This is a genomic window from Halanaerobium sehlinense, assembly GCF_055379485.1.
In genome coordinates this window covers 2431386-2443418 of record NZ_AP042442.1, presented here as the reverse complement: position 1 = coordinate 2443418, position 12033 = coordinate 2431386, and the positions used below count along the sequence as shown (strand labels likewise).

Annotated in this window: 11 protein-coding genes; 10 read left to right on the top strand and 1 reads right to left on the bottom strand. The window is 33.5% G+C overall.

Features of this window, described 5'->3' with window-relative positions:
• Position 1: 1 nt before the first annotated feature.
• From fcl to ACZ446_RS11910, 3 genes are read left to right on the top strand one after another with little or no spacing between them, the layout of a single operon-like run.
• The gene (fcl, locus tag ACZ446_RS11920; RefSeq protein ID WP_464392775.1) at positions 2-928 is read left to right on the top strand and encodes a GDP-L-fucose synthase; all 927 of its coding nucleotides are present in this window, start codon (positions 2-4) and stop codon (positions 926-928) included.
• Between the two features lie 17 nt (positions 929-945).
• Complete coding sequence (locus tag ACZ446_RS11915; RefSeq protein WP_464392774.1) at positions 946-1737, top strand: glycosyltransferase family 2 protein; 792 nt, start codon at positions 946-948, stop codon at positions 1735-1737.
• Between the two features lie 41 nt (positions 1738-1778).
• On the top strand, positions 1779-2855 hold the full coding sequence (locus ACZ446_RS11910; protein WP_464392773.1) for a mannose-1-phosphate guanylyltransferase: 1077 nt from the start codon (positions 1779-1781) through the stop codon (positions 2853-2855).
• 201 nt (positions 2856-3056) lie between these two features.
• Here the strand turns inward: ACZ446_RS11910 and ACZ446_RS11905 are convergent, their stop codons facing one another.
• Positions 3057-3419 (bottom strand): helix-turn-helix domain-containing protein, encoded by a 363-nt coding sequence (locus ACZ446_RS11905; RefSeq protein ID WP_464392772.1) that lies wholly within the window; start codon positions 3417-3419, stop codon positions 3057-3059.
• Between the two features lie 419 nt (positions 3420-3838).
• On the opposite strand from ACZ446_RS11905, the gene ACZ446_RS11900 reads away from it, so the two are divergent.
• The 7 genes from ACZ446_RS11900 (at position 3839) to ACZ446_RS11870 (ending at position 11906) form a co-directional block, all read left to right on the top strand.
• Positions 3839-3982 carry a hypothetical protein gene (locus tag ACZ446_RS11900; RefSeq protein WP_464392771.1) on the top strand — a complete coding sequence of 48 codons (144 nt, stop codon included), beginning with the start codon at positions 3839-3841 and terminating at the stop codon, positions 3980-3982.
• A 131-nt stretch (positions 3983-4113) separates the two neighbouring features.
• Positions 4114-5340, top strand: coding sequence for an arginine deiminase (gene arcA / locus ACZ446_RS11895; protein WP_464392770.1), 1227 nt, complete (start codon positions 4114-4116; stop codon positions 5338-5340).
• Positions 5341-5361: 21 nt separating this feature from the next.
• Positions 5362-6351 carry an ornithine carbamoyltransferase gene (gene argF, locus ACZ446_RS11890; RefSeq protein ID WP_464392769.1) on the top strand — a complete coding sequence of 330 codons (990 nt, stop codon included), beginning with the start codon at positions 5362-5364 and terminating at the stop codon, positions 6349-6351.
• 73 nt (positions 6352-6424) lie between these two features.
• On the top strand, positions 6425-7897 hold the full coding sequence (locus tag ACZ446_RS11885) for a YfcC family protein (protein WP_464392768.1): 1473 nt from the start codon (positions 6425-6427) through the stop codon (positions 7895-7897).
• 23 nt (positions 7898-7920) lie between these two features.
• Positions 7921-8859 (top strand): carbamate kinase, encoded by a 939-nt coding sequence (arcC, locus tag ACZ446_RS11880; protein WP_464392767.1) that lies wholly within the window; start codon positions 7921-7923, stop codon positions 8857-8859.
• Positions 8860-8861: 2 nt separating this feature from the next.
• Positions 8862-10328, top strand: a complete 1467-nt coding sequence (locus ACZ446_RS11875; protein ID WP_464392766.1) for a C69 family dipeptidase — start codon at positions 8862-8864, stop codon at positions 10326-10328.
• A 69-nt stretch (positions 10329-10397) separates the two neighbouring features.
• Positions 10398-11906 (top strand): methyl-accepting chemotaxis protein, encoded by a 1509-nt coding sequence (locus ACZ446_RS11870; RefSeq protein WP_464392765.1) that lies wholly within the window; start codon positions 10398-10400, stop codon positions 11904-11906.
• Positions 11907-12033: the final 127 nt, after the last annotated feature.

Here is a 12033-nt window from a genome sequence, read left to right as displayed (position 1 = left end):
AATGGAAAAAGATGCAAAAGTATATGTTGCTGGTCATAGAGGTTTAGTTGGGTCAGCAATTATGAGAAAGCTAAAAAAAGAAGGATATAATAATTTGGTTTATAGAACTTCTTCTGAACTTGATTTAAGAAGGCAGGAAAAAGTAGAAGATTTTTTTGAAGAAGAAAAACCTGAATATGTAATACTGGCAGCTGCAAAAGTTGGTGGTATCCAGGCTAATGATACCTATTCAGCTGAATTTTTATATGATAACTTAATGATAGAAACAAATGTAATTGATGCAGCCTATCAGAATGATGTTAAAAAATTATTATTTTTAGGGAGTTCCTGTATCTATCCTAAATTTGCAGATCAGCCAATGAAAGAGGATTATCTTCTTTCTGGAAAACTCGAATCAACAAATGAGGGTTATGCAGTAGCAAAAATAACAGGTATTAAACTCTGTGAACATTATAATAAACAGTATGGAACTAACTTTATTTCTGCAATGCCTACTAATCTTTATGGTCCAAATGATAACTTTGATTTAGAAACCTCTCATGTATTACCTGCTTTAATCAGAAAGTTCTATGAAGCAAAAATCAATAATGAAGATGAAGTGGTTATCTGGGGTACAGGTAAACCAAGAAGAGAGTTTTTACATGTAGATGATCTGGCAGATTCTTTATTATTTTTAATTAATAATTATAATGGCAATCAGTTTGTTAATGTTGGAGTAGGTAAAGATATTTCTATCTTAGAACTTGCAGAGCTAATTAAAGATATTGTTGGTTTTGAAGGTGAAATAGTGAATGACTCATCCAAACCAGATGGGACTCCTAGAAAACTTTTAGATGTTACAAGATTAAATGATTTAGGCTGGGAAGCTCAGATATCTTTAGAAGAAGGCATTAAGGACACATATCAGTGGTTTAAAGAAAATTATTAGTTTGTGAGGTTATAATAGTGAATGAAAACAATAAAAACTCCTTAGTTTCAATAATCACTGTTTGTTATAATAGTGAGAAATATATTAGAGATACTATGGAATCAGTGTTAAATCAAACTTATGACAATATCGAATATATTATTGTAGATGGTAAATCAAGAGATAATACTTTAGATATAATTAAAGAATACGAAAGCAAATTTAATGGAAGAATGAAATGGATATCTGAATCTGATGAGGGTATTTATGATGCTATGAATAAGGGGATTAATTTAGCGACTGGTGATATTATAGCCACTATAAACTCTGATGATGTGTATGCAGATAATAAAGTTTTAGAAAATATTATTAGAGTTTTTAATGTTGAACATTGTGATGCATGTTATGGTAATGTTGAAATGGTTAATCGTGATGATTTAAATCAAATTAGTAGAGTATGGAAAACTGATTCAGATAAATATTTTTCACAATTAAAATATGGATGGGTTCCTGCTCATCCTTCTTTTTTTGCTAAGAAGCGATTATATGATGAGTATGGTAATTTTGATTTAGATTTTAAAATAGCAGCAGATTTTGATCTGATTTGTAGATTTATTGAAAAAAACAATATAAAACTAAGTTATTTAGATAAAACTTTAGTAAAAATGAGAATAGAAGGTACTAGCAATAATAGCTTAAAAGCTATATATCAAGGAAATAAAGAAGCTTTTTTATCTTTGAAAAAAAATGGCGTTTTTCCTTATTTAATATTTTTAAAGCCTTTAAGAAAAATATTATATTTATTGAAAGCCAAATTGTATAAGAATTAGATTTTTAAAAAGTTTATTAATTTTATTTGGAGTGATTTCAAATGATAACAGCACTAATCATGGCTGGAGGAGAAGGAACCAGATTCTGGCCCTTAAGCAGGAAAGACCATCCAAAACAGTTTTTAAAGCTAAATGATAATCAAAAAACCATGCTGCAGGAAACTGTAGAAAGAATAAATGAACTTGTTCCTTTAGAACAGATCTTTATTGCAACTAATGAAGCCTATCAAAAAGCAATCAAAAAACAGCTGGATGGTATACCAGAAGAAAATATAATAGTAGAACCAATGAAACGAAATACAGCTGCCTGTATAGGTTTATCTTCAGTAGTAATAGAAGATAAATATCCTGGTTCAACAATGATCGTTTTACCAGCTGATCATTTAATTAAAGATCAAAAAAGATTTGTAGATATTTTAAGAAAATCAATTATGACTGCAGCTACTGGTAAAAACTTAGTTACTATTGGTATAGAACCAACTCATCCAGAAACAGGTTATGGCTATATTCACTTTGGTGATCAATTACATACCATAGATGGTGATCAGGTATTTGAAGTTCGTAACTTTACCGAAAAACCTGATTTAAGCACTGCTAAAGAGTTTTTAGAAGAAGGAACATATCTCTGGAACAGTGGCATGTTCATCTGGCAGTTAAGCAGTATTCTATCTAATATAGAAGAGCATTTACCCGAGATGTATCAGTCCTTAGAAAGAATAAAAAATGCTTTAGGAACAGATTTAGCTCAAAAAGTAATCAGAGATGAATTCGAAAAAATGCAGAGTGTTTCCATTGACTATGGAATTATGGAAAAAGCAGATGATATTTTTGTTATTCCAGGTTCTTTTGGCTGGGATGATCTCGGCAGCTGGCCGGCATTAGAGAGAGTTAAAAAAGTAGATACTGATGGTAATGTAGTAATTGGTAAACATTACGGTATAGATACTACTAACTCTATTATTCATAGTCCTAATAAGGTAGTAACTACTATTGGGCTTGATGATGTAGTGATAGTTGATACAGAAGATGCTATTTTAATCTGTGATAAAAAGCGAGCCCAGGAAGTTAAGGAGATCAGAAATATTCTAGAAGCGGAAGGTCTTGAGGATTGTTTGTAAAATAAAACATCAGCTACCGTTTGCTTGTCAAAATATGTGGTGGTTTGTAGAATAAAATATTAGTTTTGACTGTCACTCTCACTGGAGTTTAAAATCCTGGTGGGAGTTTTTTTATTTCATCTCAACAAAGCAACTCACATTAGTTGCAGTACCTGTTTTTACTCTGCAATCACAGGAATTTTAGTTTGCAACAAAAAACTATTAATCATTCAATTTGAATTCATTACCTATGTATCTATCCAAATCTTTTATTTGCTTAGAATCTAGCTCATTTACCTTTTCCATTACTTTCCTAAAATCAGAGTTTTTATGAAATCTTGAGTATAAAGAAATGAAGTCCTCATCAGTCAACCAGTTATCCATTTCATCTTTTTCTCCCAGTAAAAAACTTACATTAACATTTAATGCTTCTGCGATATCTTTTAATCTCTCCAGAGAAGGGTTGCTGCGATTGTTTTCAATATCACTTAAAAAGGTGTGAGATATCCCAACTTTACTGGCTAATTCTCGTAAAGAATAATCATTCATTTTCTGAAGCTTTTTTATTCTATCTCCTAAATTCATTTTATCACATCCAAATAATTAATATTTTTAAGTAAGCACGATAATGAAAGAGTTTTCGTAAACTATTTACGTATAAATACACCTCATCACCATACAGATTGATTGAACATCATACGTAAATAGTTTACAATATAAACAGAGTAGTTAAAAAATCATCTAACAAAACTACTTACATTTATTTAAAATCCAAAAAAGACAGAACTATCCCTGGGTTCTTCTAAAAAGCAAAGGAGGGATTAGATTTATAAAATAAGGGTAACAGATTTCAGTGGGGACTGATCTGTTTATAATTATTTATTAATTATATCACAACAATAGTTAGATGTAAATTTGTGGAATTGACTTTTAACTTCAAAAGACAGAATCTTGTTAACAGTTCATTTATTTAGACATTATAGTTTCCCCGGGAGGGATTTCTTGTGAATAAAAATTCAAAAAGCAAACAGGAGAGTCTGGCAGAATATCAACCTGGAGACAAACTGTATCAGCTTTTTAAACATGAACAGGCAATTGTAAACGGACATCAAGAAAAATTCCTGATTAAAATCGAAAAAATCTCATAAGTTTCACCTGGGGCCTTGGGCCGGGAAATTTAATTTTCCCGGCCCTATTTTTTTGTTTAAAACTGCTGTTAAAGCTAATTGAAATTATTTATTTCCAGAATTAGTTTATTAAATGAAAGGAGAAAAATAAAATGAGTCCATTAAATGTCCGATCCGAAATAGCTCCATTAAAAAAAGTTCTCTTACATCGAGTGGGAAGAGAGGTAGAAAATTTAACTCCTGATATTTTAGATAGACTATTATTTGATGACATTCCTTATTTAGAGATAGCTCAAAAGGAGCATGATGCTTTTGCTGGATTACTCGAAGACAACGGAGTGGAGGTTGTTTATCTGGAAGACCAGATTGCAGAAGTTATAAAAAACGATGATCTCAGAAAGAAATTTATAGAACAGTTTTTAGATGAAGGAAGAGTTTTTAGTCCTGGCGAACGGTCAGCAGTTAAATATTATTTCTCTACCATGAGTAATAATGAGCTCATAAATACTATGATGGCTGGTGTTCGTAAGAGAGAGGTACCTAAAATAGCTAACTGCTCCTTGAATGACATGGTAGATAATGATTATCCCTTTATTTTAGACCCAATGCCTAATCTTTATTTTACCAGAGATCCTTTTGCAACTATTGGTAGGGGCGTTTCTTTAAATCACATGCGGACAGATGTCAGAAATCGGGAAACTATTTTTTCAGAATATATCTTTAAGTATCATCCTGATTATAGAGATTGTGAGATTCCCTTCTGGTTTGATAAAGATAATACCAGCTGCTCTATAGAAGGAGGAGACGAATTAATCTTAAATGATAAAGTACTTGCAATGGGGATTTCGCATCGAACAGATGCTGCAGCTATTGAAGAAGTAGCCAAAAAGATTCTCTATGATGAACAGGAAACATTTGAAAGAATATTAGCTTTTAAAATTCCTAACAAAAGGGCCTTTATGCATTTAGATACAGTATTTACTATGGTGGACTATGATAAATTTACTATTCATGCTCAAATTGAAGGTCAATTAAAAGTATTTTCTATCACTAAAGGTAAGGAAGAAAGCCTCAAAATTGAGGAAGAGGAGGATACTTTAGATAACATCCTCAAAAAATATCTGGAACTTGACGAGATAACGCTGATCAAGTGTGCCGGAGGAGATGAAGTTGATGCAGGCAGAGAACAGTGGAGTGATGGTTCTAATACCCTGGCAATTGCCCCCGGAGAAGTAGTGGTATATTCTCGCAATCATGTAACAAATAAAATTTTAGAAGAAAATGGAGTCAAGCTCCATCTTATCCCCAGTTCCGAATTGTCACGCGGCCGGGGTGGACCAAGATGTATGAGTATGCCTTTAATTAGAGAAGAACTTTAAAAACGAAAGGAGTTAATAATAATGGGAGTAAATTTACGAGGTAGATCATTTTTAAGCTTAAAAGACTTTAGTGCAGATGAAATACATTATTTACTTGATCTGGCAGCAGATTTAAAACAGAAAAAAAGAACGGGTGCTAAAGGTCAACTGCTTAAAGGTAAAAACATTGTTCTTTTATTTGAAAAATCTTCAACCAGAACTAGATGTGCTTTTGAGGTAGCGGCTTATGATGAAGGTGCAAATGTAACCAATCTTACCAACAGTCAGCTGGGCAAAAAAGAAACTGTAGAAGATACTGCTAAAGTATTGGGAAGATTTTATGATGGAATAGAGTTTAGAGGTTTCAAACAAAAAGATGTAGAACTATTAGCAATTCACTCTGGAGTACCAGTCTGGAATGGATTAACAGATGACTACCATCCTACACAAGTACTGGCTGATCTTTTGACTATTAAAGAAAATACAAATAAAAATCTGGATAAAATAAAACTAGTTTATGCCGGAGATGCACGCAATAATATGGGTAATTCTCTTTTGATTGCTGCAGCAAAACTTGGGATGGATTTTGTTGGCCTGGCTCCTAAGTCTCTCTGGCCGGAAGCTGAATTTGTCAATGAGATGCAGGAAATTGCAGAAGAAACTAACGCGAAGATTAAATTTAGTGAAGATTTAGCGGCAGTTGAAGGTGCCGATGCAATTTATACAGATGTCTGGGTCTCAATGGGAGAAGAAGATCAAATTGAAGAAAGAATAAAGTCATTAAAGAAGTATCAGGTTAACCAAGATCTAATTGAAAAAACTAAAAACAAGGAAGTTATATTTTTACACTGTTTACCTTCCTTCCACGATAATAAGACAACTATTGGTAGAGAAATTGAAGAGGAATTTGGACTTAAAGAAATGGAAGTAACAGAAGCTGTTTTTAATGGTAAACATTCTAGAGTTTTTGAAGAAGCAGAAAATAGAATGCATACTATCAAAGCAGTAATGATAGCAACAGCAGGTAATTAAACCTATAACTCTATCCTCCCTATGCGGTGGGAGGATAGAGTCCAATAATAAATTATTTAAAAATAAGGAGTGAATGCTAACTATGAAAAAATTTAAAATGCCAAGTGCTTTTACTATTTTGATGATGATAATCATAGTTGTAGCAGTACTGACCTGGATTATTCCAGCCGGCCAGTATCAGCAGGAAGATGGAAAACCTGTACCCCAGAGTTATCAGCATACAGTTTCAAATCCTCAGGGGTTATGGGAGATTTTGCAGGCACCAATAAAGGGATTTTATGATGCGCGAGATATTGCCTTCTTTATTCTGGTGATTGGAGGTTTTCTGGCAGTGGTCATGAAAACAGGAGCCATTGATGCTGGAATAGGATCTGTTATCAAAAAGCTAAAAGGCCGTGAACAGATAATGATTCCTATTTTAATGGTACTATTTGGGCTTGGGGGTACAACCTATGGTATGGCAGAAGAGACGATTGCTTTTTATCCGCTGGTGATTCCCGTTATGCTGGCAGCTGGTTATGATACGGTAACTGCTGTTTCTGTTATTTTACTGGGAGCGGGACTGGGAGTTCTGGGTTCAACAGTCAATCCATTTTCTACAGGGATTGCAGCCGGGTTTGCCGAAATTTCCATCGGTCAGGGAATTGTTTTAAGAACTATCCTCTTAATTGTTACTGAAACAATAGGAATTGCTTATGTGATGAGATATGCCAAAAAAGTAAAAGAAAATCCTGAAAACTCTCTTGTCTACGAAAAAATGAAAGAAAACAAAGAGCATTTTTTAAGTGACGAAGATCAGGAAAGCAAAGCTTTAAACAAAAGCAGAAAAGCAGTGCTCTGGATTTTTGCAGTCACCTTTGTAATTATGATTTTAAGTGTTATTCCCTGGGCTTATAAATTTAATATTACAATCTTTGAAAGTCTAAATTCTGCAATAAAAAGTATTCCGCTGCTTGGACCGTTAATTGGAGATATGCCTCCCCTGGGAGATTATTGGTTTACAGAGATGAGTGTATTATTTTTATTTTCTTCTTTTGTTATTGCCATGGTTTATGGCATGGGGGAAAAGAAATATGTAGATACTTTGATTGAAGGAGCAAGAGATTTGTTGGGAGTAGCTTTAATTATTGCTGTTTCTCGTGGAATAACAGTCGTGATGAATGATGGTCGGATTACTGCTACTATTCTTAACTGGGGAGAGCGAATGTTGGGAGATTTAACTGCAATTTCCTTTGTTAATTTAAGCTATTTATTTTATATTCCAATGTCATTTTTAGTTCCTTCTACTTCAGGACTGGCCACTCTGTCAATGCCTATTATGGCTCCACTGGCAGACTTTGTTGGTATTGGTAGAGAACTGGTGGTAACCTCTTTCCAGTCAGCAGCAGGAATTGTAAATTTAATTACTCCTACCAGTGGAGTTGTAATGGGAGCTCTGGCAATTGCACGTCTACCTTATGGTAAATGGCTTAAGTTTACGGCAAAATTACTTGTAATTTTAATGGTGACAATAATGATCTTATTAACATTAGGAACAGTATTTTAATAATATAAATCGAGGTGAAAAATATGAAGATTGTAGTTGCTTTAGGAGGAAATGCATTAGGTAATACACCTGAAGAACAGAAGAAACTAGTAAAAGAAACTGCAGTGCATCTGGTTGATCTAATAGAAAAAGGTCATCAATTAGTTATTGCTCATGGAAATGGACCTCAGGTTGGGATGATCAATCTTGCTTTTCAAAATCAAAGTTTGTTAGATAATAGTATACCAATTATTCCTTTTCCTGAATGTGGAGCAATGAGTCAGGGATATATTGGCTATCATCTGCAAAATGCTCTGGGCGCTGAATTAGAAAAAAGAAAAATTAACAAATCAGTTTCTACAATAATCACTCAGGTGCTTGTAGACAAAAGTGATCCGGCTTTTGATTCTCCTTCTAAGCCAGTAGGTAGTTTTTATAGTCAAGAAAAAGCAGTTAAACTTAAAGAAGAAAAGGGTTATCAAATGATAGAAGATGCAGGGCGGGGTTACCGAAGAGTTGTGCCCAGTCCCCAGCCGGTGGATATTATAGAAAAAGAAATAATTACAAGTCTAATTGAAGATCAACAGCTGGTAATTGCCTGTGGTGGAGGTGGGATACCTGTTATAAAAGAAGATAAATTTTTAAAAGGTGTTTCTGCAGTAATTGATAAAGATTTTGCCAGTGAAAAATTAGCTGAAATTATTGATGCTGATCTGCTGGTTATTCTGACTGCAGTTGATAAAGTTGCTATTAATTTTGGTCAGAAAGATGAAGAATGGCTTGATCAGATTGATGTTCAACAGGCAAAAAAGTATATTAAAGAGGGTCATTTTGCCCCGGGAAGTATGCTGCCCAAAGTTAAAGCAGCAATCAGCTTTGTAGAAAAAAAGGAAAATGCTAAAGCCCTAATTACTTCTCTCTGTAAGGCTCAGGCAGGTTTAGAAGGAAAAACTGGAACTTTAATTAGCAGAGGAGATGAATAAATATGTTGAGAGAAAAAGTTAATCTTAAAGTTACTACTGCAGTAATAATCTTAGTGTTAATGTGTTCAATTTCTTCAATTGCCCTGGCTAGATGTACAACTGTGGTGGTCGGGAAGAAGGCATCTGCAGATGGGTCAATCTATATCGGTAGAAACGAAGACTATGCCGGTAACTGGGCCAAAAATTTAAAATTGAATCCCACACAAAAACTTGATGAAGAAAAAATAATAGTTTCAGAAAATGACTTTGAATGGAAGTTACCGGAAAAGACCTTTCAATATATGTCAGTAGAAGATGCTAGTCCTGATCTGGGCAGGTTCCAGGAAGTTGCAATTAATACAGAACAGTTGGGAGTTTCTGCAACCAATTCTGCCAGTCAAAATAAGAAAGCAGCTGCAGCCGATCCTTTAGTTAAAACCGGAGTTGGAGAAAATATAATTACTACTGTACTTGCTAAAGAAGCAGCAGACGCCCGGGAAGCTGTAAAATTGGTTGGAAAAATGGTAGAAAGCAAAGGTGCAGCTGAATGTTTTGCTCTGGTAGTAGCCGATCCCGGGGAAGCCTGGATTGTTGAAGTTGGAGGGGGACATCACTGGGTAGCGGCTCGGGTTCCAGATAATAAATATCTTGTTTTAGCTAATGCGCTCAGAATTGGTAAGGTTGATTTAGATGATAAAGAAAATTATATGGGTTCAGCTGACTTAATAGAGTTTGCCAAAAAGCACGAGCTTTATGATTATAAAAATGAATCATTCAATTTTGCTAAAGCCTATGGTACAGCTAAAGACTATGAAGAATATAATTACAGACGAGTGTGGGGTGGAATCAATTATTTCACTTCTTCACTTAATCCGAATCCAGAAGCAAAAAATTATCCATTATTTGTTGAACCGGATCAAAAAATAAAATTAAGTGAGATAATGAGTTTTTTGAGGTATCATTATCAGGAAAGTGAATATGACCCATTGAAAAATGGTGTAAACCAGAGAGCTCCTGGAACACTAAAAACAATAGAATCACATGTAGTTCAGCTAAGAGATAACTTACCCAACCCTATAGCAGGTATAACCTGGCTTGCAATGTCAAGTCCTTTAGGTAGTGTCTATATTCCGTATTATTCAGGAATCAATCAAATCCCTGCAGCCTATACAGAAGCAAATAGCCATTATGATTCCCAATCTGCCTATTGGGCTTTTAGGGAATTAACCAATCTGGCATACAGTCATAATCAACTTAAATTAGATTATGTGCAGGGGGAGTGGCAGGAATTTGAAGAATATCAGTTTGAAATCCAACCTAAAATAGAAAAATTAGCGCTTAATCTTTATCACCAGGATCCAGAATTTGGGATAGATTTTTTAACTGAATATTCTAATGCTAGAGCTTTAAAGGCTTTACACAGTGCCTATCAAATGCGTGATCAAATAAAAACTGATTTTAGTCAGATTTTATTAAAAGATTATAATTAATTATAAGGGGAAAAAGGTAGGAAGAGTTTTAATTTTTCTGCCTTTTTCTTTTAAATTAGGAGAGAAGAAATGTATTTACTTATAATATTTATTACAATAGTTCTGGTAATCCTCTTTTTAAGGCTAAGAAGCAAAAATAAGATATTGAAACTTTTAAAAGATAAATTTAAGCTGCTGGCTGCCGGAAGTATGAACGTTGAAATTGGGTCTGAGAATAACCAACTTAAAAATCTTTCGATTTATTTTAATAAAGGTTTAATGAGAATTAGAAAATTTATAGCTTATACTGTTCAAATTTCTGAAAAAATATTTGACTCCTCAGCTACAATAAAGCAAGACATTAGATCTATAAAGGACTCTTTACAAAATTCTTCTTCAACTATGGAAGGTTTTAGTGAAAATATGATAGAACAGAGCCAGCATGCAGAAGCAACTGATGAAAAAATGGAGAATTCTCTTCAATTGTCTGACTCAATAAAAAATAATTGTCTAACTGCACTTTCAAAAGTAAAAAATATACAGGAGATTGTCGAAAAGAATGATCAAGACTTGCAAATTACAATCGGTGATGTAGAGGAAAGTATAAATGACTTTGATAATTTGAGTCAGGAAATAAAAAAATTAAATAGTAAAGCCAGCAGTATCGAGGAAATAATAATTAAAATAAATGAAATATCAGAGCAGACAAATCTTCTATCATTAAATGCTGCTATAGAGGCTGCCAGAGCCGGTAAAAGAGGAAGAGGATTTGCGGTTGTGGCAGATGAAATCGGTCAGCTTTCAGAACAGGTAGCTAATTTTTCTGCTAATATTAAAGAAATTAGTTCAGGCATCGCTTCTCAGACCAAAAGCGTCAATACCAAAATGAGTAAAAGAGTTGATAATATCAAAAGAGATTTAACTAAAATTAGTCAGGCGGAAAAGGGATTTAAACAAATTAATGCTTCTACTATTGAACTGCGAGAGCAAGTAGATGAAATTAAGAATTTGTCAATTAAACAAAATGTATTTTCAGAAGAGGTAAAAAAGATGATGGATCAAATTACGGTTAATTCTCAGCAGCTTGTAGCTGGGGTAGAAGAGATAACAGCTAATACTCAGGAGCAAAAAGATTTTATTGGGCAGATAGATAATTATATGGATGGCTTTTATCAAGAAATATCAGAGTTGAATCAGGAAACGAATTATTTTATGCAGGCATTTGAACTAACAGAAGCTGATAAAAAGATAATTGAAGAAAGTATTGAAATATTAAAAGAAATATCTTCACCCAAATTAATGCAGGACAATAATCAGAGCCGAAAGTTGTTAAAGAAGTTAATAAAAGAATATAATCAATTTGAAATGTTGTCGGTTTTTAATTCTGAAGGGATGAATTTTTCTTCTAATATCGAAGAAGAAGATATGACGAAGAACTTCTCTCATAGAGAATATTTTTCTGAAGCTATAAAAGGTAATGTATATTGTTCTGATCCCTATATCTCGCTGGATAGCTATAATTATTGTATTGCAATTTCAGTTCCGATTCGAGAAAAGGAAGAAGTAGTTGGTGTTTTAATGGGAGATTTAAATATTTAAAGAAAAATTTTCTTGATTTTAACGAACGTTTGTATTATAATTTAAATAGATTGATTAATGCAAAAAATCACGTTCTAATTTAAAAGTTTACTTTAGCTAACTATATATCCTATTCATTCCAATAGAA